At 50.4% G+C, this 24,693-nt stretch carries 18 protein-coding genes; 1 reads left to right on the top strand and 17 read right to left on the bottom strand.

Going from position 1 to position 24,693, the window contains the following annotated elements:
* Positions 1–6: 6 nt before the first annotated feature.
* From GJR95_RS37505 to GJR95_RS37450, 12 genes are all read right to left on the bottom strand, one after another.
* Positions 7–1,455 carry a DUF1501 domain-containing protein gene (locus GJR95_RS37505; RefSeq protein WP_162390742.1) on the bottom strand — a complete coding sequence of 483 codons (1,449 nt, stop codon included), beginning with the start codon at positions 1,453–1,455 and terminating at the stop codon, positions 7–9.
* Positions 1,456–1,461: 6 nt separating this feature from the next.
* Positions 1,462–4,866: a DUF1553 domain-containing protein gene (locus GJR95_RS37500; RefSeq protein WP_162390741.1), complete on the bottom strand. Its 3,405-nt coding sequence runs from the start codon at positions 4,864–4,866 to the stop codon at positions 1,462–1,464.
* A gap of 19 nt (positions 4,867–4,885) precedes the next feature.
* Positions 4,886–5,977 (bottom strand): endo-1,4-beta-xylanase, encoded by a 1,092-nt coding sequence (locus tag GJR95_RS37495; RefSeq protein ID WP_162390740.1) that lies wholly within the window; start codon positions 5,975–5,977, stop codon positions 4,886–4,888.
* A gap of 255 nt (positions 5,978–6,232) precedes the next feature.
* Complete coding sequence (locus GJR95_RS37490; RefSeq protein ID WP_162390739.1) at positions 6,233–7,948, bottom strand: GMC oxidoreductase; 1,716 nt, start codon at positions 7,946–7,948, stop codon at positions 6,233–6,235.
* A gap of 52 nt (positions 7,949–8,000) precedes the next feature.
* Positions 8,001–9,203, bottom strand: coding sequence for a Gfo/Idh/MocA family protein (locus GJR95_RS37485; RefSeq protein WP_162390738.1), 1,203 nt, complete (start codon positions 9,201–9,203; stop codon positions 8,001–8,003).
* 2 nt (positions 9,204–9,205) lie between these two features.
* Positions 9,206–10,624: a Gfo/Idh/MocA family protein gene (locus tag GJR95_RS37480; RefSeq protein WP_162390737.1), complete on the bottom strand. Its 1,419-nt coding sequence runs from the start codon at positions 10,622–10,624 to the stop codon at positions 9,206–9,208.
* Positions 10,625–10,649: 25 nt separating this feature from the next.
* Positions 10,650–11,606: a phosphotriesterase family protein gene (locus GJR95_RS37475; RefSeq protein ID WP_162390736.1), complete on the bottom strand. Its 957-nt coding sequence runs from the start codon at positions 11,604–11,606 to the stop codon at positions 10,650–10,652.
* A gap of 7 nt (positions 11,607–11,613) precedes the next feature.
* Positions 11,614–13,032 carry an FAD-dependent oxidoreductase gene (locus GJR95_RS37470; protein WP_162390735.1) on the bottom strand — a complete coding sequence of 473 codons (1,419 nt, stop codon included), beginning with the start codon at positions 13,030–13,032 and terminating at the stop codon, positions 11,614–11,616.
* A gap of 2 nt (positions 13,033–13,034) precedes the next feature.
* Positions 13,035–13,913 carry a sugar phosphate isomerase/epimerase family protein gene (locus GJR95_RS37465; protein WP_162390734.1) on the bottom strand — a complete coding sequence of 293 codons (879 nt, stop codon included), beginning with the start codon at positions 13,911–13,913 and terminating at the stop codon, positions 13,035–13,037.
* Positions 13,913–14,740 (bottom strand): sugar isomerase domain-containing protein, encoded by an 828-nt coding sequence (locus GJR95_RS37460; protein WP_162390733.1) that lies wholly within the window; start codon positions 14,738–14,740, stop codon positions 13,913–13,915. Before GJR95_RS37460 ends, GJR95_RS37465 begins: the two co-directional genes overlap by 1 nt.
* A gap of 15 nt (positions 14,741–14,755) precedes the next feature.
* A complete protein-coding gene (locus tag GJR95_RS37455) occupies positions 14,756–15,655 on the bottom strand; it encodes an ROK family protein (protein ID WP_162390732.1) in 900 nt (299 codons plus the stop codon).
* Positions 15,656–15,722: 67 nt separating this feature from the next.
* Positions 15,723–16,511 carry an SDR family NAD(P)-dependent oxidoreductase gene (locus GJR95_RS37450; RefSeq protein ID WP_162390731.1) on the bottom strand — a complete coding sequence of 263 codons (789 nt, stop codon included), beginning with the start codon at positions 16,509–16,511 and terminating at the stop codon, positions 15,723–15,725.
* A 209-nt stretch (positions 16,512–16,720) separates the two neighbouring features.
* On the opposite strand from GJR95_RS37450, the gene GJR95_RS37445 reads away from it, so the two are divergent.
* Positions 16,721–17,470, top strand: coding sequence for a GntR family transcriptional regulator (locus tag GJR95_RS37445; RefSeq protein WP_162390730.1), 750 nt, complete (start codon positions 16,721–16,723; stop codon positions 17,468–17,470).
* An 84-nt stretch (positions 17,471–17,554) separates the two neighbouring features.
* Here GJR95_RS37445 and GJR95_RS37440 read toward each other — a convergent pair whose 3' ends face one another.
* The 5 genes from GJR95_RS37440 to GJR95_RS37420 form a co-directional block, all read right to left on the bottom strand.
* Positions 17,555–18,490 (bottom strand): SIS domain-containing protein, encoded by a 936-nt coding sequence (locus GJR95_RS37440; protein WP_162390729.1) that lies wholly within the window; start codon positions 18,488–18,490, stop codon positions 17,555–17,557.
* Between the two features lie 6 nt (positions 18,491–18,496).
* Positions 18,497–19,432, bottom strand: coding sequence for a DMT family transporter (locus GJR95_RS37435; RefSeq protein ID WP_162390728.1), 936 nt, complete (start codon positions 19,430–19,432; stop codon positions 18,497–18,499).
* Positions 19,433–19,471: 39 nt separating this feature from the next.
* Positions 19,472–20,410, bottom strand: coding sequence for an ROK family protein (locus GJR95_RS37430; protein ID WP_162390727.1), 939 nt, complete (start codon positions 20,408–20,410; stop codon positions 19,472–19,474).
* Positions 20,411–20,626: 216 nt separating this feature from the next.
* Positions 20,627–23,188, bottom strand: coding sequence for an alpha-mannosidase (locus GJR95_RS37425; RefSeq protein ID WP_162390726.1), 2,562 nt, complete (start codon positions 23,186–23,188; stop codon positions 20,627–20,629).
* Between the two features lie 51 nt (positions 23,189–23,239).
* Positions 23,240–24,688 carry a RagB/SusD family nutrient uptake outer membrane protein gene (locus tag GJR95_RS37420; protein WP_162390725.1) on the bottom strand — a complete coding sequence of 483 codons (1,449 nt, stop codon included), beginning with the start codon at positions 24,686–24,688 and terminating at the stop codon, positions 23,240–23,242.
* Between the last annotated feature and the right edge of the window lie 5 nt (positions 24,689–24,693).

Below are 24,693 nucleotides of genomic sequence, written 5' to 3'. Positions count from 1 at the left end.
GTATGACTATGCCAGAATGGGTTTTACGACCTTACCCGCTACGTCGGTCAGGCGATACCGGCGCCCCTGAAATTTGAAGGTCAATTGCTCGTGATCGATGCCCAGCAGGTGCAGAATAGAGGCCTGCAAATCGTGCACATGAACCGGGTCTTTAACGATGTTGTAACTAAATTCATCGGTTTGCCCGAGCGAAAATCCTTTTTTGATCCCACCACCCGCCAACCACACCGTGAAGCAGCGCGGATGGTGGTCACGGCCATAATTATCTTTGGTGAGTTTACCCTGCGAGTAGTTGGTACGGCCAAATTCGCCCCCCCAGATCACGAGCGTGTCGTCGAGCAAACCGCGCTGTTTCAGATCCTGAATTAATGCCGCCGACGCCTGATCGACAGACGAGGCCATTGTTTTAATGTCTTTGGGTAGGTTAAAATGCTGATCCCAGCCCTGGTGATAGAGCTGAATAAATCGAACGTCTTTCTCAGCTAACTTACGGGCCAACAGACAGTTGGCAGCAAACGTGCCGGGCGTTCGACTATCGGGACCATAGAGATCGAAGATGTAGTCGGGCTCACTGGCAATATCGAGGGTTTCAGGTACCGATGCCTGCATTCGATAGGCCATTTCGTACTGTTGTACCCGGTTATTGATTTCGGGGTCGAGCACGTGTTTGTACTGATCCTGGCTCAGTTTAGCCAGCGTATTGAGCATGTTCCGACGCGACGTTTTGTCGATGCCCGTTGGGTTGTTGAGGTAAAAAATCGGGTCGGGACCCGACCGAAAAATGACGCCCTGATGCGTGGAGGGCAGAAAACCATTACTCCACAGCTTGGCGTAGAGGGGCTGATCGCCCGAGCGGCCTTTTGAGAGTAGCACGACAAACGCGGGCATATTTTTATTTTCTGACCCCAGTCCGTAACTCATCCATGACCCCATCGACGGCCGCCCCCCGATCTGATTACCGGTCTGGATGAAGGTCACCGCCGGATCGTGGTTGATGTGCTCGGTATACATCGACTTGATGAAACTGACATCATCCACAATCTTTGTATGGTGCGGCAGCAGTTCGCTCACCCACGCCCGGCTCTTTCCATGCTGCGCAAATTTGAACAGCGAAGCCGCCAGCGGAAACGAGCTTTGCCCTGCTGACATTCCCGTTAGCCGTTGTCCATTCCGCACTGATTCGGGTAAATTCTGGCCCCACATGGCTTCGAGTTTCGGCTTGTAATCAAACGTTTCCAGTTGCGAGGGAGCCCCACTCTGAAACAGGTAAATAACGCGCTTGATTTTGGGCGGGAAATGTGGAGAACCTACGCCCTTCGGCTGTTCAGACGAAGCGAGTGCCTGCCTGGGTAAGAGCGACGCCAGCGCAGCCGCACCAACGCCCAACCCTGCCACACCCAGAAAATTCCGGCGGCTAAACTGATCAACTAGCTGATCCTGTAGGTCGGTATTCATGATTTTTCAGCGTTTAACGAGGGCTTCGTCGTAATTCAATACTGTAGTGGCTACCACGGTGTAAGCTGCTACGTCGACTGGATTCAGCGATTGATCACGGGGGTATTCACCCGTTTGCAGCAATGCTTCGGCTCGTTTCGGACTTTTCAGAAACCCGTTTCGTTCGGTATCATACAATTGCTGAAGCAAAACCTGTTCGGTAGGCCTTGGGGGCCGGGACAAAGCAGCCTGAAAAAAGTAAGTGATACGCTGAGACAGCGATGGGGTATGTTTCATAGTTCGTTCGGCGAGCACGCGGGCAGCTTCCACAAACTGCGGATCATTGAGCGTTACCAGTGCCTGCAAGGGCGTTGCGGTCTTCTGCCGACGTACCGTACACAAGGCCCGGTCGGGTGCATCGAAGTTAAGCATCATGGGCGGGGGCGATGTACGTTTCCAGATCGTGTACATACTCCGGCGGTACAGGCTATCACCATGCTGCTGTCGGTAGGTAACGGTATTTCGGGTGGCCATTGCCTCCCAGATGCCCGCTGGCTGATACGGATACACGCTCGGGCCACCAATCTCACGCACCAGCAAGCCGCTGGCAGCCAATACATTATCACGCACCTGTTCGGCCGTGTAGCGGTAACTCGATCCACGGGCCAACCCTTTGTTGTCGGGGTCTGCTTCTAGCTGTTCTTTAGTCGCATGGGATGACTGGCGGTACGTTGCCGACAGTACCATCCGCCGAATGAACACTTTTACATCCCAGCCATTTACGCCATCCTGCCGGAACTGAACGGCCAGCCAATCCAGCAGTTCGGGGTGAGAGGGCAATTCGCCCTGATTACCAAAGTCTTCCTGCGTTTTCACCAGTCCATTGCCAAAATACTGCTGCCAGAAACGGTTGACCATAACCCGCGCAAACAAAGGATTCGACTCGTTGAGAAGCCACTTAGCCAGCCCCAGCCGGTTGCGGGGATAATCGGGGGGCAACTCGCCCAGCTTGTGGGGCGTTTGAGCCGTAACTTCCTCACCAGGAGCATCAAAAACACCCCGTTTCAGAATGAAGGTTTTCCGGCGCTGAGGTGCGGGCAGTTCCTGCATGGTCATTACCTCCGGTATGTCGGTCAATAGGTTTACTTCTTCCCCCCGCCAATCTGTAAGCTGACGAGTATAATTGGCAAAAGTCGAATCAACCGTTAGGGCATAATGTTCCTGCAATTGTTGCTGAAGGGTCGAATGCCTGCTCCGTCGAAGGGATTGAGCGGATATGGCCAGCACTCCAGCAACGACACCAGTCGATTTAGGCCCACCCTGGAACCGCAGCGACTGCACTTCCAGGTCCGAAAGCTGGCGGTTGTAGATGCGTAATTCGTCGACTGCAACCTGGCGAATGGTTTTTTCCCGCTGCTCATTCCCGATCTCAAAAACAGGTAGTTGCGATGATTTATTGGTGCCGAACGGACCGTGCAGCAGGCTTTTGGTCAGGTTATCGGTAATGAGTTCGCAAGGGGCCTGACTACCGTTGATGAACAGTCGGATGCCATTGGCTTTGCCATTCCCATTGTAGGTAAGGGTCAGATGCTGCCACGAGTTGATAGGCAGTTTCTGCCGGGTTCGAAGTTCAATGCAATTGGCGGGCCACACGTAGCTAAACAGCACCCGAAGCGTACGATCGGGGTTGAGGCTTACCGAATAACCCCGATACCCTTCGTTTTCGTAGTTCGACCGGCGAAAAATAGCCCCTTGTACCCCCGCTTGCTTGACGTTCGTCCAGATACTGACCGAGAATGGCTGATTACGCTCAAAATTGAGCCCTTTACTGAATCGTTTACCGGGCTCCTGTAGTTTACCATTTACCCGATCAACACCCGACAAGGCAATCCCAATGCCACAATCACCCTGCAACAGGAGTCCTTTACCCACTTTTCCAGTGGTTGGCAGTGGTTTCCGCTCCTTATCTCCGCTGACAAACGCATCGAAGCCGGGGTTTGCTGTGTTGGTATACGTATCGTTACTGTCAGCATCGAAAGGCAGATGAACCAGCAACCCCTGATTTAACGTCAGGACGGGTTTGGGATTCGTGGCCCAGTTCGCGAACGATCGATGGTAATTTTCAGGATTTAGTTTGGGTTCAATGGCCTTGATCTTAGTCTGAATATAGCGGAGCTTTTTTTCAATTTCAGCCGTCGGCAGCATTACCGATGGGCAGGCTTCTCCGTTATGCGTGATCTGCCCCGTCTCCTTATTCTGGTTGAAAAACGCGAATAGCGAATAGTAATCTTTGGCCGAAATAGGGTCGTATTTATGGTCGTGGCAGCGGCAGCACTCCATCGTCAGGCCCAGCATGGCTTTACCGAACGTATTAGTCCGGTCGGCAACGTATTCGATGCGGTATTCTTCGGGAACAATGCCATTTTCACCACTCTGGGCATGTTGCCGATTGAAGGAGGTAGCCACCAGCCGGTCGCGCAGAACAGCGGGTGTAGCGGGTCCGGGCAGCAGATCACCCGCCAGTTGTTCGGTCACAAATTCATTGAACGACTTATTCTGATTAAATGCCCGAATGACCCAGTCGCGATATGGATAGGCATTCCGCATCGGGTCGTCCTGATACCCCTGTGAATCGGCAAAACGGGCCAGATCCAGCCAGCTAATGGCCTGTTGCTCACCAAAGTGTGGAGAAGTAAGCAGTTTATCAACGACTCGCTCATAGGCATCGGGTCGGGTATCGCGGCAGAACTGCATGACCTCGGCAGGTGCTGGCGGCAGGCCTGTCAGATCCATGTATACCCGCCGGAGCAGCGTTGTTTTATCCGCTTCGGGCGAGGGTTTCAGCCCCAACTGATTCATTTTGGAGAGCGTGAACCGATCAATATCGTTTCGAACCCAGCGTGTCTGGCTGTCGTCAGCAAGGCCCCAGCGCGCTAAAAAACTGGCCCCAACAGTGGGTACGGCAGGTTTTTCAATGGGCGATAGCGACCAGTGCTCCTTGTATTTCGCGCCCTGCTCAACCCACTTGATGAGAATCGCCTTTTCTTCATTGGTAAGCGTCAGGTTCGATTTGGGAGTGGGCATTACCTCGTCGGGATCATGACTCAGAATCCGCCTGATGAGTTCGCTACCGCCGATATCGCCGGGGTCAATGGCAACAGTTCTGCTTTTGAGTAGCTGCGTAGCGCCTTCGAAGCTGGCCAGTTGCAAACCAGCCTCGATTTTGTTCTTATCGGGACCGTGGCATTTAAAACACCGATCTGACAAAATAGGCTTTACATGCAGGTTATAATCAACCGTTTCGGGTAGTTTATCCGCAAAGGCACCAACCTCCTTCGGTATCTCAACTGAATCAGAACATGAGCCCAGCGCAAACCCGGTGAGTAAACAACCGAGAATACGAACGAGATTAGATAGGCTGCTGTTTTTCATACAATCGCTAACAAGAGATTCATTTCAGGCCATCCAGAAAGCCCTGATACGCTCTCTTTTTTCCGAAATTCGCATCGAATGGTAGCGCGGCATCAAGGCATTGGCAAAATCCTGGGATCCAGGATGTTCCATCATCGACGCCCCACAGCGTAATCCCAAACTGCTGACTGGCGGGTACGATTTTTTTGTAAGTGCTTACGACGAATTTGTACTTCTGATACTGTTTCTCGAGCAGTTCAGGTGTTTCGGCAAAGTCTTTTTTCTTACCCGGATTCATGGCAATATCCAGTTCGGAAATATGAATCAGCAGCCCCGTTTCGGCGGATTTACGAATCGCATTTTCAATGCCTTCATTTGGCGTGTCGATACTGATGTGCATTTGAAGACCGAGTCCGTGGATCGGAATACCACGCCGTTTGAAATCGTTGGCCATGTTCACAATGGCAGACAGTTTAGCGGGACGCGTTTCCTGTCCGTAATCGTTGTAAAACAGACGGGCGTTTGGGTCAGCCTTGTGCGCATACTGAAACATCCGAGCTACGTAGTCATCGCCCAGAATTTTACCGACATTGAACAGCGTTTTGCCTACTGTATTGAGCGAATCTTTGCGGATAGCCCCCCGATTATTATCAACCGCTTCGTTTACTACGTCCCAGGAAGCTACCTTCCCTTTGAAGTGCGTTCCGACAGTCTGGATGTAGGTTTGCAGCGTCGACTCCAGATCCGTCGAATCACGGATCTGTTTGAGCCAGTTAGGGCTGGTGTCGATATACCACACGAGCGTATGACCATGAACCCTTTTCTTTTGCGAACGGGCAAATTCAATCAACTGATCGGCTACATCAACGTTATAAATGCCTTTTTGCGGACTAATCCGACTGGGTTTCATGGCGACATCGGCTGTAATGCTAGTGGCTTCCTGAATGACCGTTTGCCGGTATGGGGCATTACTCTTGATGCTGGCCGGACTGACGGCAAACCCAATTGGGAATGGAGCCGCTTCGGCGAGTGTCTGCGATGGTGCATCCGGAGCAACCAGAATGCAGTGCGCTCCATTATCAACAAGTTGTATCAAACCAGCAAGGCCAGCTAAAGTGAACAGGAATTTCATTATGATTACAGGATCAAGGATTGTCGGTAGTATCGGATAGTTGCTAAACAGAGTACCCCACGCTTTTTCCCGGCTTTCCGACCAATAAATCTTCAGGATTCCAACTACACTTGACTCAGCACTGCAAATCGGTTTGAAAACCACAATCAATAGGGCTGTTTACCTATTAAATAGTAGCAGGTCTTTCGCTTCGAGCCGCGTTATCGCAACAGCTCGAAGCGAAAGACCCATTTAGGTTAGTCTACTATTTGTTTACTACAAGGCCCCTGCTTTCAGTCGACGAACGGCATAATCGGCAGCGCGGGCCGTTAGGGCCATGTAGGTTAACGACGGATTCTGGCAGGCCGACGAGGCCATGCTCGCACCGTCCGTCACAAACACGTTTTTGACGGTATGTATCTGGTTCCATTTGTTTAGCACCGACGTTTTCGGGTCATGCCCCATGCGAGCGGTCCCCATTTCGTGAATGGCTAAACCCGGAGCCTGGTGGTTATCAAACGCAGCTGTTATCCGAATGCCCGCAGCCTCCATCATCGCTTTGGCCTGTTCGATAGCATCCAACGTCATCTTGTCTTCGTTTTCGCCCCAACTACAATCGATGTCGAGGGTTGGCATACCCCACTGATCTTTGCTGGCCTTATTCAGTTTAACATGATTTTCGTAACGAGGCAGCATTTCACCCATGGCCGTCATACTGAACGACCATTCGCCGGGGCGCGTCAGGGCTTCTTTGTAGTCAGCGCCAAAACCCGCCACCGAATTACCCCGCTCCCAACCGGCCCGCCCTCCGCCACAGGCGTAGGCATACCCGCGCACAAAATCACTCTGTTTATCATTGAGTACATTCCGGAATCTCGGTACATAGGTTCCGGTTGGGCGACGGCCGTAGTAGTAGTTATCATTCAGTTCCCTGCCTTCGTAGATACCGGTAACCCGACCCCGGTAGTTATGATCCATCAGGTAATGACCCAGCGCCCCGCTATCGTTACCCAACCCATTTGGAAACCGATTTGAGGTTGAATTGAGCAGAATCAGCGTCGAATTGAGCGTGGCCGCATTCACGAAAATGATCCGGGCGTAATAGTCGGTCATCTCTTTCGTGTTCGTATCGATCACTCGAACGCCCGTTGCCTTGCCCTTTTGCTCATCGTAAATGATCGAATGAACTACCGAGAAAGGGCGTATGGTCAGCTTGCCCGTTTTGGCTGCTACGGGCAACGTTGCAGAATTGCTGCTGAAATAGGCGCCATACAAACAACCCCGCCCACACCAATTGCGCGACTGACAATCAGCCCGACCCAGTGCCAGATGAACTGGCTGCGCTTTGCTTAGATTGGCCGTGCGGCTGATGATCAGGTGACGATCCGCGTACTCTTTTTTCCAGGCATCCCGCACGCTTTTTTCGATGCAGTTCATCTCAAAAGGCGGCAGAAATTCTCCATCGGGCAAAGTCGACAGGCCATCTTTATTCCCGCTGATACCGGCAAACTTTTCGACGTAGCTATACCAGGGAGCCAGATCAGCATAGCGAATTGGCCAGTCGACACCGTGACCGTCTTTCTGGTTATCTTCAAAATTAAACGGCGCCCAACGCTGCGTCCAGCGCGCCCAGCTCAGCGATTTACCGCCTACCTGATACCCACGAATCCAGTCGAAGGGTTTGGTTTGCTGATAGGGATGTTCGGTATCCCGAATGAAAAATTGCCCGGAATACTCATTGAAGGCATAACCTACTTTGGCCTGTGTAGGACTTTTTTCCAGCACATCGAGCGGATACCGACCCCGGTGCGTCATTTCCCAGGGGCTCGACATGGTGGTTGGATAATCTTTCACATGCTCGACCGGTCGGCCACGCTCCAGCACGAGCGTCCGTAACCCTTTTTGCGTTAACTCTTTAGCAGCCCATCCGCCACTAATGCCTGAGCCGATAACAATAGCGTCATACTGGTTCGCTTTTCCGATGAAATTCATGTGATTCGGGTTTAAGACAAGTTTCTTTCTGACAGAATGGATGGGCTACAAATCAGTTCACGGTATGCAGGTCTTTCTCCACGATTTTTCCGCTCACTTTATTTTTCAGAATCACTTTATGGCGTCCGTCGTGGGTGATCTCTTCCTTGATCAGGTAAAAATCAGCGTCGAAGTCCGTCAGCGTTTTTTCCGGCGACAACCCCTCCTGCCCGCGCCAGATGGGGAGCTTTACTGATTCCCACTGCTTCGACTCCGCCGAGCGATAAGCCGCGTCCAGCACGGCATTTACAATATAGCCATCGTAGAAGGTTTCGGCGGGTTGCCGCCCTTCTTCACACGATTTGAACATATCCGTAAACATGTGATTGTAGCCCAGATCATTGACCTCATCGCCAACTGGAAAGAGCCAACCCGAGTTGGATTCGGCCTTTTCTGCTACGTAATCAGCACCTTTTCCTGAACTATACATCTCGAAACCAGTACGAAGAAAGTTGTTGATCCAGATCGTCCCTTCAGTGCCCATGACCTCATCGCGCAGGTCCATACCACCCCGGAATACCCAACTGACCTCGAACTGTCCGATGGCTCCGTTTTCGTACTTCACCAGCGCAATGGCGTGGTCTTCGGCGTCGATGGGCTTCACCTGTGTGGCTGCCCAGCACATCACCTCGACCGGCCGAACATCTTTCCCGATAAAACTCCGGGCGATTTCGACACAGTGGCAACCCAGATCGAGCATGCAACCGCCCCCGGCCTGCTCTTTGTCCCAGAACCAGTTCGAGTGCGGACCAGGGTGTGCTTCGCGGGATTTCGCCCACAGGATTCGCCCCAATGCCCCACTTTTAACGCTTTCCAGTGCTTTCAGGAACTTGGGTGAGTAACACAGGTCTTCGAGATAACCCCCGAAAATACCGGCATCTTCAACGGCCTGCATCATCTGTAGCGCTTCATCGGCATTACGCCCCAGGGGCTTGGTGCAGACTACGTTCTTTTTGTACTTCGCGCAAAGCAATACAGCCTGATGATGGAGATTGTTGGGCAGGGCAATACAGACCATCGTTACGTCGGGGTGGGCGATGACTTCTTCCATCTCCGTCGACCAGATGGCGCAACTGTAGTCGGTGGCAAACTTTCGGGCGGTTTCTTCCCGACGGGCATAGATAGCAATGACCCGATCGCGGCTCCGTTGCCCGTGGAGTGATTCGGCATAGAAGCGGCCAATGAAGCCGCCCCCAAGCATGGCAATTCGTTGCATATTTACGTGGTTTTAATCAGGTTCATGCCCACTGGGTCCCAGTTGATCACCTTCCGTTGATCGGCGCTTAAGTTTGCAGCCAGCGACGGAGCAGCCGCCCGCAAGCCAAATTCAGCGTCTTCTTTTACCAGGGATGGGTTGTTTTCCCGAATGGCCTTGAAGAAAACGATCATGTGATCGAGTCGGTCGTCGTAACCATCGGGCGTATTGAACGTAATGGCAGGTTCGTTTTTGATTTCGCGGGTAAACTGACCAGCCGGATATTTCTGATCGTACTGTCGAATAAACTCCTCCTGCATGGCCTGCGGATAGGTAAACAGGGCATCATACCCTTTACTGTACATGGGAGCCGTAGGGCGTTTGAGCTGGTTCAACACAAACGAATTCCAGCCAATATCGATCACGCCCTCTGTCCCGACCAACCGTGTATGAATGTTACCACCCGCACCCGTAGCCAGATTGACGCGGGTCGTAAACTGGAATGACGGATTTTTGTCGGTTTTCGGATAGTCCATAATGGCCGTAACCAGATCGTAAGCATCCCGGCCATCTTTCCAGTAATTCAGGTCGCCAAGCGCAAAAATCCGGGTCGGCCCCTGCGATCCCGTAATGGTGTGCAGACCGGTAATGAGGTGGACAAACAAATCACCGGCAACCCCTGTTCCATAGTCTTTGTAGTTTCGCCAACGGAAAAAACGTTCGGCCTGGAACGGGCGTTTGGGGGCATCGCCAAGAAACCGATCCCAATCCAACTCCTTCTGGTCGATGCTTGGCGGCATCGTATATTGCCAGGCTCCTAACGCATCCGTCCGATCCAGAAATGTTTCTACGGATGTCAGTTCACCAATATCACCCGCTTCGTATCGTTTCTTCGCTTCCAGCACAGCCGCGCTACTTGCCCGCTGGCTGCCAACCTGAAAGACTTTTCCTGATTTTTTGTGCGCATCGATCACCGCTTTCCCTTCGTCGATGTGATGGATCATAGGCTTTTCGCAGTAAACATGCTTGCCCGCCCTGAGTGCCTCAATCGAGATACGGTCATGCCAGTGATCGGGCACGCAAATCAGAACGGCGTCTACGTCTTTTCTGGTCAGCACTTCCCGATAGTCGCGGGTGGTTATGATGTCGTTCCCCCAAACCTCTTTCGCCCGAACCAGTCTCGGATCGTAAAGATCAGCCACTGCAACGACCTTCGTGCCGGGCACTTTTAGCGCACAGTTGAGGTCGTAATGGCCGATGATACCCGCGCCAATGAGGCCAATGTTAATCGTATCGGCTGCTGAGCGGGGTTTTAATGGGGTAATCAAATGAGCGGAACCGGAATGCCTACTTAATTTCCCAGCGTTCACCAGTGTTTCACTGCCTGCCAACAGTGCGGTGGTGCCGCTCAACTGGCGGAGGAATCTTCGTCTTGAATTCATAGTAAAAGGAGTTAGGATTAGTTGATTACTGCGGTTGCCTAAAACTGTAAAGCGCGGCCGGGTTGTCGATCATCAACCGGTTCCAGTAATCGCCGAGGCCGCGTTGGGCCAGTTCGTCACGGAAGGTCGTTAGCAGATATGTTAAGCCTGGCGAGCCACCGTATGATTGCCAGTACGTATGTCGGGCGGCATCCATCCCGGCCGTAATCTGCTCCGGAAAATCGGGGAGCAGAGCTTCTAACAGTTGGTAAGTCCGGTTTTCTTCTCCTTTTTTCCACCGGAAAGCACTGTCAAATTCAACCCGGACGCCCGTTTTTAACAGCTCCCGATGATACGTTAGGTCCTGACAGCGATCCATATGTGAGAGGACAACGTGGCTCAGATCAGCCCCAAGTTTGGCGAACAGATCGGCCTGAGCCAATCCGTGACGACCAGCATTGGTATGGGTCAGAATTGGCACCCCCGTTTCGCGGTGGGTATTGACAACGGACCTGAAAATTAGCTCCTGGTGCGCACTTACCGGGTCGTCGCCGGTTGCCAGCTTTATCATTCCGGCTTTGTGCGGAGTTCGCTCTACCACCGGACCGTTGTAATCATAGCGATCAATGCCCTCCTCAACATCGGCGATGAACAGCCGCGTTAACTGATCTTCTGAATACTGATACCGCCAGTGGGTTCGAGGATAATACATTTCCAGATGAATACCCGTTGGCACGACGATTTGAATCCCTGTCCGACGCGATACTTCGGCCAGTTTCACTACGTTCCGACCGCAGTTGGCGGGCATCGTATCGACCATTGTCCGCCCGCCAGCTGCGTATACCTGAGCCAACTCTGCCGATACCTTATCGATATCGTTCAGCAGGAAATCCGGATTCGCCTGTGTCGGAAAGCTTTCCTCGATAATGAGATGTTCGTGTGCATACGTAGTGCCAGCCTGAGCAGGCGAAATGTCACCCAAAACGGTTCGAATAAATGACATGGATGAATCAGGTTAAGGCTGAGTTTCGGTGCGTAATCTGTTCGGCAGAGGATGGGAAATTGGCCTTCCAGCCATATCTTGACGTATCGGCTAGGGTATCGGGAACGTCCAGAATGGCACCCAGCTCGTACATATCCTGTTGCAATTGCTTAACTGTCAGACTATTGGCTGCTTCGTCACTACGTAACGATTGCACAGCCGCTAGTCCGGCTGCCTGCCCCATCGACATGGTTTGCGCCATCGACCGGCACGACGCATGGGCATCATGCGTGGCCGAAAAACACCGGCCTACGACCCAAACCGACTGGCTTCCTTTCGGAACGATCGTGCCGTAGGGAACCCCATACACGCCCGAACCGGGAATATATTCCCAATACGTTTCATCGGCTCCGCTGGCATCGTGTCGGTGGTCTTCGATGGGTGCTCCGCAGAGAAAAATACGGTTGTCTGGTAACAGTCCGGACAGACATTCTTCTTTCGTTAGTCGATGTTCACCGTAGACGCGCCGGGTTTCCCGAACGCCAATCTGATGCGACAAACCAATGATATTGGCGTTTTGATAACCAGGAACATCATCCCGGAAAAAGTCTTCATAGACAAAGGCCTGCCTTCGTCCTTCGATCTCCGCTTTTGTTAGTTCATCGGCATGCAGCGCCGATAGTCCGGCTACTTTCACGGCAACGGTCGAGATACATTTTGGGGCATTCATTTCGTGGGCTGAGCCTTCTTTGCGGGGTAGTGGATGCCGCCCGCTGGCAACAGCCTCCTGCATTTTCAGAGCCAGCATCTTTTTGCCGCCCGCCCGCTCGTACTCGTCCAGTTCGACGTTGCTCATCCGGAACGTAGTCGTCAGGCTTTGTGCAAGTTCGTTCTCTCCAGCAATTTCATAGGCAAATCCCGCCAGATGGCAGAAATCAGCATCACCTGATGCGTCGATCACCCGGCGGGCAATCACTTTTTGAAAGCCGCCTTTATTCCAGAAAATACAGACATACCGTTCTCCTTCCGTAGCTATATCGATCAGCGTTGTGTGCAGCAGATACCGGATACTGTGTTGCTGAATCATTTGATCCCAGACGAGTTTCAGGCGTTCGGGATTGTAGTTTACACCTGTTCCAGCTCCATACGTATTAGGCCGAAGAAATACCGCACCAACTTTATCAAGTTCGTTGACAATACGGTCGGGCCAGCCGCCAACGATTTTGCGCGATGTAGCGCCGGGGGTAAAAAAGCCATAGAACGTATCGAGCATCTGGGTAGACGTACCACCCGGAAACCCATAGCGCTCGACTAGCATTACCGAAAGGCAATGATCATGGGTAGCAGCAGACAGGGCCGCCACGCAACCCGCCGAACCAGCACCGATAACCAATATATCGGTTTCGGCCAGTAACGGAATAGGAAGATGATTGAAAATGGTAGTCATTTTTATATGCCGAACTGTTTTTTCACAACCTGACGACTCATCTTTAAACTGTCGCGAATGGGACGAGTTGGCTTGAAGCCGTAAGGGAAGGCGGGTTCGACGGTGATGTCGCCCGAAAAGTTGCTTTTTTTCAACTGGCGGGCAATCGCCCCAAAATCCATGATGCCTTCTCCTAGTGCTTCTGACCAGACGCCCGTCCAGAGGTGGTCGCGCAGGTGCATGTAGACGATTTTATCGGCATAGGTTTTCAGAAAGGTGGGCACATCCACCTTTGCCTGAAACAGCCAGTCGAGGTCAGGGCCGAGCTTATGATCGGGTACTCCTTGCAGCGTATTGGTCAGGTCATAAAGTCCATCGGTGACCTCATACGTATGATTATGCAGGTTCGGAACTACTTTGTATTGCTTACTGATGGCCTGAATCTTTTTCAGCGTGTCTGCCTGCACGTCAAACTCCTCAGGGGTCTTTTTGCGTTTGGCATCACCAACCGAAAGGCCCAATACCCGACCTTTCAGTTTCGAGAGTCGCTCGATGACTTTACCGGCATCATCAATTATTTCGGCTTGTTTCTCTCTGTTCCACATAGCTCCACTATAGGAAGCCCCGATCACGGAAACTCCCGTTTTTTGAATTAGATCGCCAATTTTCGCAACCGCATCGTCATGCCGCAAATTGATATCCATCAGTTCGATTGCATCAAAACCAGCGTAGTTGACGTCGGAAAAGACCTGATCGAGAATGGGAAAGCAATCGTAGTTTGGCTGGTCTGACGAAAATACCCAAACGTGGGTACCCAACGTAGGCTTAGGGACAGCTATTGGCCAGCCCTGTACTACGGCAACCGAGCCCATCGCCGTTCCTAAGAATGCACGACGGTTCATTATAGCCGTTGTGGAATTAGGGTATCTGCCTGTTCACTAACGTAGGACGGTATACCGACATTTTGGTACAGTTTGGCCAGCCTGTGGGCATGCTCGTCGTAAGCACTTTCAAATAACGTAACGGCTCTTTCGGAACCAACTACGTTGGCTGCCGACAACACGTTTGGTGGCTGTCCGGCCTCAGTAAGAAGTCGGGCCAGTTCGGCTTTAATGCAGTTTACAACCACAGCTCCACCCACAGTCGAGCCCGGTGCTACCGGTGTATCCAGGCCCGGAACCGTGATCATCGCATCGCCAACGGGAGCACCTGTGTCCATCACCAGGTCGGCAAAATCGCTTAACTTTTTGCCGTCGGGCCGCTTACTAGTGCTTTTATCGGCATGTTGTTTAGAAATTAATGCGACGACTTTTACACCCTGTTGCTGAAACAATTCAGCCATTTCGATGGGTACTACGTTACAGCCGCTAGACGAAATGATCAGGGCAGAATCCAGATTAGAGAGGTCGTAGTTGCGTAGAATTCGCGGGGCCAGCCCCGGTACATTTTCCAGAAACATGGCCTGGCGCTGGCCATTGGCCCCAACCACGAGGTTATGAAACGAAAGCGAGAGCTCGACAATAGGATTGAAACCCGCAAACGAACCATAACGCGGCCACATCTCCTCGACCATAATCCGGCTGTGTCCACTGCCAAACAGATGCACCATGCGCCCGGCCAGAATAGTTCGGCTAAACCAGGTAGCCGCTTGCTGAATAGTTTCCGTCTGCGCTTCGATAGTATCCAGTAACGCCCGGCTCTTCTGAATATACTGTGCTGTTAAATTCATATCGTTTTAGTTCGATTAGTCGTTCAGGAAGGCCGCAGCGCCGATAGCGCCAGCCCAGTCTTCATAATAAGCCTTACGTAGGGTGGTCTTTTTGTCCGCCGGACGCCACTCAAACAGATCAAAAAAAGTTCGAAGCGGGTCCAGCAACGCCCGGTCAGCCTGCATGATGCCACCACCCAGTACGATGATTTCCGGCGAAAATGCATTGGCTAGCGAAGCCAGTGATACGGCCAGTTGCCGGATCGAGGTTAGCCATACCTGGGTGGCCAGTGGTTCACCCTGTCGGTACCCATCGACCAGTTCGTGCGTGGTTTTGTAACGCCCAAACGACCGCCGGCCCACCGTTACGTTCCCGATGGCATCTTCCAGACTACCGGGTATATTGGTAATATCGGGATGGACGCTATCAGCATTCACGGTGATGTGTCCGAGGTGCCCCGCCATCTGAAAAAATCCCTGGTATAGATGCCCATTGAGCAATAAGCCGCCACCTACTCCCGTACCCAGGGTAAGCATCAGACCGTGCTGCACATTTTTCAGGGCACCAAACCGGGCTTCGGCCATCAGGGCTGCATGAGCATCATTCAGTACTCGAACCGGTTTACCCAGATAGGCCGACCAGTCGAATCCTTCCAGACCTTTCAACCGACCGGGCATGCAGGCAATAGCTGTATTATCGGGGGTTGGCAAACCCGGAGCCGATAAACCAATGCCCCGAATTGATTCGTTTGTCTGCTGGTTAAGCGACAGAGCCGTATCGGCTATGGCTTGTTTCCAGTTGCTACTTTCGCTATCGCCGGTTGGACCGTCGCCGGTAGGCGAAATTAACTGATGAAGAATTACTCCGGTCGCAGAGTCGATCAATACGCCTTTAATGCGCGTTCCCCCCAGATCAATGCCTATTGCCTGACTCAATTTGCGTATTGGTTATTAGTTAATTCACTAGTAATCCATTTATTGTAGGTCACTGATTATCAACGCGCTACAACTGTCCTTCGCTTATGCTCCAACCGCCATCGACTGACATGGTCTGCCCGGTTGTGAACTGAGATGCGTCGGAGAGAAAGTAGACTGCGGCCCCGTCAAGGTCGCCGGGTTGACCAATTCGCCCACCATCCAGCGGTTGTTTGGTTTGGATAAACGATAAAATAGTATCATCCTGAGCAGCCCGTTGCGCCATAGGCGTTTCGACCAGGGCCGGGGCCAGTACATTGAAACGTATATTATTCGGCGCGTAATAAGCCGCGATCGACCGGGTAAAACCAATAATTGCCGATTTAGTGGCGGCATAAGCATGGGTTGCGAAATAGGCAGGCGACGGTGAATAGCCCAAAACCGAGCCCATATTCAGAATCGTGCCTCCGGTTCCCTGTTCTAGAAATGCCTGGACAGCCGCTTGGTTGGAAAGCATGAGTGAGGTTAGATTCAGGGAAAAAGTATAATTCCAACCGTCGAGACTCAGCTCATGAAGCGGACCATCACCCTGGCGACGTCCGCTGCCACCCGCAACGTGATAGAGTCCATCGAATCCGCCGAACGCTTCCTGGCAGCATTCGATAGCGGTGCGTGCCGTGGCTGGATCAGTGGCGTCACCGTTGATAGCAATGCCTTTACCAGCCAATTGGGCTTCAGCCAGCCGCCCATTCCCGACATCCCGCCCGACTACGATAACCGATGCCCCTTCTTCGACGAAGGCCTTGGCCGCCGATAACCCCAAGCCGGTTGTTCCGCCAATGATAACAATTCGTTTCTGCGCTAACCACTGCCTCATCGCCTTCAATTCGTTGCTTTCTTTTCTACTGGATCGAAGGTATAAACAATAGATACAAAATCAAATAACTTATTATAATAAGTTATTTTTTATTTTTATAAGTCGTTCTTTTTCAGTAATATAAATATTTTTTAAAATAAGGCATTATGATAAGATAAAGTAATATTTACGATAAGATTTACCCCTGATGTATTATCTTTATTGGTGATATGACAGATCAGCCCAACCGAATTCCACAATACCAGTATTTATATGAAATGCTCAGGCAGGATATTATCCGGGGCGTATTCAAAGCCGGAGATCTATTGCCTTCCGAAAGCGTGCTTCAGCAGCAGTACCGGTTAACGCAGCCAACGATCCGGCAAGCCTTGTCGCTACTCGTTCAGGAAGGCTATATTCGGAAACATCAGGGGAAAGGCAGTATTGTGCAGGCAATCCCGATTGGGTTGGGTGTCATGTCGCTGAAAACACACGCGGTGAGTGCCGAGGAGAAAACGGCAACTTTGGAGGAGCTTTCGCCCGAGCTGATCACAACGACGATTCTAACCAAACCTTACCTGTGCGGATTCCCCAATGAGTTGTTGTTTTATCCGACCGATGAAGCGTCAGACGCTACGTACTATTGTCTGGATCGGCTTCGCTCTGTCAACGGCACACCTGTGTTTTACGAAAAGTTGATTTTGCCGAATCGGTATCTACCCAATTTTCCGCGTCAGCGGATGGCGAATCGCTCTTTCTTTGATTTACTACGGACAAAATACGGGTTAGTCGTTACGGGGGGAGAGCAAAAAATTCAGGCCTTGGCCGCCGATTTGTCCATTGCCAGACAACTCCAGGTTGAAGAGGGTAGTCCGGTATTACGATTGGAAAAACGAATTGACACGAACAAAAGTGACTTCAGCTTTTTCTCCCTGCTATTCGCCCGAACGGACCAGTTCTTATTACAGGGGCGATTCTGATATTTTTCAAACACTAGTACCCGTAGTTTTCAGCCTTTTTTCTTTTACCTCCGTAAATCGCCGGCCCTCGGTGTTTAACAGGCATCAATTCGCTTCGGTGACTTTCCCCCCGACTACAAACGTCTCGCCGATGTTCAGTTTTTCGGCTAGAAAATACGCCATGAAGTTGAACGGAATAATGTTGTGGAGAATGGAGAAATTTTCGTCCGATGGACTGCCGATCGGCTCCAGAGCCTCAACCGTGAACACATGTGCACCCGCCTTAGCAATCATGTCCGACAGACGTTTTGTACGCTCATAGGCTTCCCCTTTCGCCAGTATCTGAATAACGATACTGTTTTTAGCGGTTTCTTTCGGGCCATGGTCGTATTGCGCCATGGGTAACCCGTGAAAATTAAGTTTGGTGCTTTCGCACAAAATTAGGGCGGCTTCATGAGCCGTTGCTATATTGGGGCCGCTGCCCGTGACGTACATGCCGTGAATTTCATGCTGGTTCAGCACCGCGAATACGTCGTTGGCCAGTTGCTCGCCAAGTTCGCGATAGTGATCAAACTTATAAGCAATCAGCGCAACAGATGCTTCAGGTAAGAAGCCAAAGCCTTTAAACAACGCCACCAACGTATTAACGTAGGTTTTGGAGGACGAATAATGCTCTTCCCCTGCCAGAATCGGCAAGACGTGAGCCACATTCGGTGCAGTGCACAAATCGCTGTCGGTATAATTAGAAACCGCTACGTACTGGTCGAACAGGTCGCGGCACCAGAGGGCCTCACTACTCCGTCCCGACTGTGATAAGATGACGGCCAGTGGGGATTTCTTGCCTTTCGACAAATAATAAACATACTCCGAAGCTAATTCGGGAAAAATAGGCAGGCCCATGTACTTAAACGCCAGCGGAGCAAAATACGAAGATCCCATACCTAAGTAGGGAACATGCAACGGCAACAGTTCGATCGAACTATTTAAAACATCGTTTGCTCGGGCAGGTATTTCTAAAATCTCGTCCAGGATTGGGTTCATGGAGGTTTATATAATTACAGAGTTCGGTTCTGTTTTAGGTTTCTCAAATGACAGAGTCAATGCGCCGATAATCGCCAGCACAATACCCAGTGACTCAATTATGGAAAGACTTTCGTCCAAGAAAAGGATTGCGAACACAATCGTAAAAACAGGTTGCAAAGCCCCGGCAATCGTAGTCACTTTGGAGGCTTTTCCTTCGGCGCTGTAAGCTGCAAAACTCGCTAGTACCCCTAAGCCGTTGAGCATCCCGGCTAGGGAACCCAGCACCAGCGTTTTTGTAGACATCGCGAACCCTGCCCAGCCAAACACAAAAAATACGAGGGCGATCAGTACGGACGAGACAATAAAACTCATATACGACCATTCGGCTGAAATATAGTTAGTTGTCTCTTTTTGGGCGGCACTAAACACCCCCCAGAAAAATAACGCCACCAGCGAATACAGCAGCCACCGACGGTCGGCCCCGGGCTTGAGGCCGATGGTCTCAAAGAAAGCATCCGGATTGTCAAATAACAGCGACTCTCCCGACAACATCACCACGGCGGGTAAGGCCAGTAAAATACCAATTGCATTGATCCAATTGAGTTTTTCCTTAAAGACCAGAAGCGCAATACCAATGGTAACGAGCGGATATAGATTCGTTACCGGAATCACGATAGCTGCCAGGCCGCCAGCGCTAAAAGCCTTATAAACAGCCACATTACCCGTTACAGCCAGAATGCCCGCCATCAGTCCCCAGCCAATTCCTTTACGGTTCGGCTTTACAATACTGACTTTCTTGAGCAACAACGGCAGGGTCAGGAGCATCCCGATGCTAAACAGGAGATGGTTTGAGAATGGACTTACCTCATCCGAAATCAGCTTGGCCACCACGCCCCAAGTTCCCCAGAAAAAAGCGGCCGCTATCGAATACAGAATCCAGGCTTCAGGTTTATTTCTCATGGAATTTTCGCGTGGTGTCGGCTACTCGCCGACACCACATTAGTTTGCTTTAAATAAGGCTGCACTTCCTAGAATACCTGCCTGTTCTTCCAATTCGGAGATAGTAATTATGGTTTTATAGGCTTTAAATGGGTTTAACAGATTGAAGTCATGCAGTTTTCCAATATCGTTTTTGCCGAACGCAGCCCGCAGTCCCTTTGCAATGCCACCACCCAATACAATCACGTTTGGCGCATAGAGGTTGACGTAATTGTCGATGCCGGTTTTCAAATACCCGATATATTCCTCTACAATTGATATAGCATCGGGGTTTCCGGTTTGTTTCTGGTTAAAAATCGTTTCAGCTGTTGCTGCTAAATCCGGGTATTTCTGCGACCACCCGATACTGGTTGCGATTCGCCCGATACCTACTCCTGAAACGAGTGATTCGAGACAGCCCGTTTTACCACAATAACACACAAAATCGTTGGTGGTAATGGTCATATGGCCGCCCATGTGCGCAAAGGGCAATGGCCCATCCAGCTTACCGTCAATGGTAAAGCCCAGACCCAGACCTGTCCCCAGGGTGAGTGCCAAAACACGACTGAAATCCTTCCCCTGACCGTAAATCGCTTCGCCAAGGGCCACCACCCGCGCATCATTGTCCAACCGGCAAGGTAACCCATGTTGTTGTTGCATTTTTTTTGCCAGCGGATAATCTTCCATGAATTCCAGAAAACCATAAGTCGAATCGACGGTTCCATCGGCAAACACGAAGCCCGGCACACCCATACCAACACCCGACAGATACGCCTGTTCAACTGCGATTTTGGCCTTAAACTGATCAATAGCATCCCCAAGTAACGCCAGAAACTGGTCTCCGTCCTTGGTTTCGGTTGGGGTAATAATCATAGCCTCCACATGGCCGGTATCCAGATTCACTAAACCAATTTTGGTTCGTGTTCCACCAATATCAATGCCGATCGCGAGCGTTTTCACAAGTTGAGGCTGATCTATCAAGTTAAACGGATCTGTCAGTATTTCTTTGGTTTTCCCAATTAAGTCCACTAGTGGGGGACTTGCAAGGCGAACGATATAATATCCACTCTTGGTAACACCGTTCAGGTTAACGTAGCAAATTTGATCGCGTCAGCATTCCATTGGGGAGCTTATTAAATCGCTTCTACTGCCTCCCAAAAGCGAGCGAGCATTCCCTTAAAAAAACAACCTGAACGTGTGCAATCGATTATGTCCTAAAACCGTATTGAGTTTGCCTTTTTCGAGCGGTATCTTCTGGTCGTCGGTTTCAATATGAGTCGTACTAAACCCCTTTTCGATGAGGTTATTACCCGAAATAGTTACAGACTTGTTTTTATCCGCTACATTCCAGACACGCATCACAACGCCTTTGTCAATGCCTTCTTCGGCAGGCTTTAACGCCCAGATCACAGCATCAGGATCTGAAAACGAGAAGAGTGAAAACTGTTTTCCATCATACCCAGAACCCCCTCGCACAGTCTGTGCGATTAACGGATTTTGGTGTTCTAACGAAAATCGCATGGCTTCACTCGATTTAAAACGGCCTGTATGAGGTTTCAGGGCGAAGAAATGCTCGAAATAGGAATCACCATCCTGATTAATCATACCTAGGGCATGATCGATCTGGCCAGCCGCCAGTATGTTTAGTTGGGGGGTACTGTCATCCAGCTTCGTATTGCTGCTCTTGCCTACTTTCATAAAATAAGCATCGCGGTTAGAGAGAAACATACCGTTACCAGCATCCGACATATCGGCAAAATGATTCATCGCCAGCCAGTCAAACCGACTCGCCGTATCGGCATAATTTCCACCTTTTGTTTTCGATTTAACATGCAAAATAGCCCCCGCTTCCTCGTGCCACGTATCGGGTTTTTCTAGATTCAACGAAAAAGAATACGTAACGGGTTTGGCATCCAGATTTTGGGTGATGTAGTTCTCCAGTTCAATCCGATCGCTATTGTTAAACAGCGTCAATTTTGTCGTGTGTTTGATCGGCTTGTAGGTTGATGCCACCAGCGTAGCCGATACCGACCCCTTATTTTCTATTCTGATTTTTTCGCCCTCATTACCTACCCCAGACCCTAAATCATTGATATATAATTTATCAATTGCCTTTACGCACTCTCGGTTAGTTGATTTATCGACCAAACTCGTGATCACGCCCTGGGCTGTGAACTTCAGTTTGTAAAATCTATTCTCAATTGTACTATCGGTTACGACAAGGTTAGTTGGAAAAACAGTTGGGTTAATGTTTTTCTGTATATCGAATACTTTATAGCCTACCGAAGGAATATTGGACGCTAGAATACGGAGATACGATTTCCCTTTTTTCGTAATTACTTGAAAAGGAATCTCTTTAGCCTCTGTTTTATCAATAACCCGGATGGCTGTAGGGCCGCTGTATGGATAATCGCTGTAATCGGTTCGGGTCCAGTTCAAGGGATTGAATACATAAAATGACTCCGTAGCGCTTTTGGGTTTTGCAATTAATTGACCCAGTCGTTTCACCGATCTATTGTACAATGTATCCACATAGCTTATAAAGGTAGTAGCCGTTTTCTTTTGCCAATCAGCTCGTTGTTTGCGGGTAATATGTGGCCCATCGGCGGTCCAGTCGTGTTCAAAATACATCCCGCATGCCAACCAGGCCTTCTCCTTTTGGGCAGCTAAATCGGTCGCGAAGGTTTTATCTTTCAAGGCGACCAGTGTATAGAGCGCTTCGGCCGTTCTTAACTTTTCAACAGCTCGCTTTACAGCTGCAGATACTTCAGCCAGCGAGGCAAAACTATTGCCCCATTCGGTACTGCCATAGGAGATGGTTTCAGTTGGTAACGAAGCGCCGTATTGCTTTTCAAAATCGTTAAAGAAATCGATTTCGTTGGAGACAATGACCTGATAGGCTGAATCTGTTTTTTCCCTGGCTATTTTCGGAAAATTAGGGGTAAGTGTTTTCAGATCGTCGCCCCCTTTGCCAAAAGCTGCTGCGATATTGTATGGGTAAACCGGATCATTCATCAACGCCTTGCAGTCAAGAACCGCATTGGCCTGGTGCGCGGCTTCCAGGTACGTACCCAGATTATAGCGGTACTCTTTCCGATTGGTGATCATGGATGGATTGACCGAATACCACTTCATCAATACTTTTTGGTCGTCCAGGCCTTTGTACCAGTACATTTGATGTTTATGCCGATCGAGGCCTGTTACTTTCGTGGCACAGGCGCAAACCCCTTTCCAGGAATACTTTGCCCCCGAACCGGCCCACAACGACGATAAGCCCAGGGGCAACACCTGATCTTCCATATTCAGAACCAGAGACAAGTCCAGGCCGTATTTTCGTTTCAACGAACCGGCGTAATACATATCCCGCAAGGTGGCTTCGGCGGGTGCAGCCCCCAACAACACAATCATTGAGTTTAATGGTACCGTAATCTTCCCGTCTTTAATCTGTTTGATAAGTTTATTAAACTGTTCTGGGCTACGGGTTTCCCGGTAATTATACACCCAATACGAGCCATCGCAATTCCATTTGCTTTGCAGGTTATAAGGCAGGTGAGCTGTTGAATCATTGAGTTTAATGTAATAATCCAGCATTTCGGAAAATGCCTTTTTATAGGTCTCTTCATCGCCAGTCCACATAAAATCCGTATGGTCGTCGTTGGCGAGGTATATTTTTTTTGGCTGCGCCTGAAGAGCGAATGCGAAGGTTATTAAAGAGAGGATAAGAATAACTATTTTCATATCAGGTTGAAACGTTTAGACTATGTATTCCGGTCGCACCACCAGCTCCACTCAATATCCTGGATTCTGTGTAAACGCTGCATTCAGGCTTATTTCCCGGAAAGGGATCGGAAAAAGTTTTCGTTCGGGCGCGACGCTCATATTTTTAAGTGCCACATCGAGCGTGCTGTATTTGGCTTTAAAGGCCTGCATCGTAGCTACATCTTTCCCCCAGCGAATCAGATCATGCCAGCGGTGGCCTTCAAAGCATAACTCGAGTCGACGCTCTTTCTCGACAGACAACTGTGTATCGGCTGCCGAAAGGCCGCTCAGATTAGCCAGCCCAGCCCGCTTTCGGATGACATTTATCTGCGCCAGGGCTTCCGTTGTTTTACCGGTTTGATTAAGAGCCTCAGCATATAGCAGGACAACATCGGCATAGCGCAAAACCGGCCAGTCGTTTTCGCCTTCATTGAGCTGGGTAATTTTATAGACAAACTTTTTGGACCAATAGTAAATCAGGGCATTCCCGCCAAATTTATACACCCCAAGAAACGCGTCCCTACGAAGATCACCAGCCTCGAAGGCGTCATACAAGTCCTGCGTACCAATGTTGGTACCACCCGCTGTAACGCCTACAAATTGGGTGCCCGAGTTGCCCGGTGCAAACACATAGGCATAGGAGTTACCTTCTCCAAATCCACTGCTAACGTACTGGACTCCAAAAACAATTTCATCGTTGTTGTCTTTACCCACACCAAACACGTCGGCCAGATTGGGTAGAATCCGGTAAATGCCGCTGTTCACTACCTCAGCCAGTTTGGCGGCTGCTTCTGCGTATTTTTTCTCCTGTACATATACTTTTCCAAGTAACGATTTAGCGGCCCCGGACGTAGCCCGGCCCACGTTAGTCCCTGTATATTTGGCGGGTAGTATTTTTTCAGCATCCAGCAAATCTTTTTCAATCTGGGCGTACACCTCAGCCGCCGTGTTTCGGGTATAGGTATAGGCTTCAGCCTCCGACGTAATTTCTTTCAGGATGATCGGTACGCCATCGAATAAACGAACCAGGTTAAAATACATCAGCGCCCGTAGAAATTTGGCTTCGCCGATGTACTGGTTTTTAAGGGTTGCATCCATCGTAACGGATTCAATGCGGGCCAGAATCACGTTGGCCCCCGCAATGGTCCGATAGGCATCGTTCCAGGCCGTAGAAACTCCGGCCGAGGTTGATCGCCAGGTTAATTTGTCGTATTCGCCGGAACCCGATTCACTTTCGGGAAATGACTGTGTATTGTCAGAAGGCAGTTCGGTATACTGCCAGAAGCTATTATAAATGCCTCGCAGGTTTCCATAGGTACCCGTGAGCGCCGAGCGAATATCGGCTTCGGTTTTGTAGTACTGCTGAACCGGAATCACATCCTGAGGGGTCAGATCAACGAATTTTTCGTCACAGCCGCTTACCAGCAAAAATAGTCCGGTAAACCGAGCATATAAATAGATCGTGTATTGTGTTTTCATATTGG

The organism is Spirosoma endbachense (genome assembly GCF_010233585.1).
GTDB lineage: Bacteria > Bacteroidota > Bacteroidia > Cytophagales > Spirosomataceae > Spirosoma > Spirosoma endbachense.
Note: the sequence above shows the minus strand (reverse complement) of the source record. Positions and strands in the feature narration are given on the sequence as shown.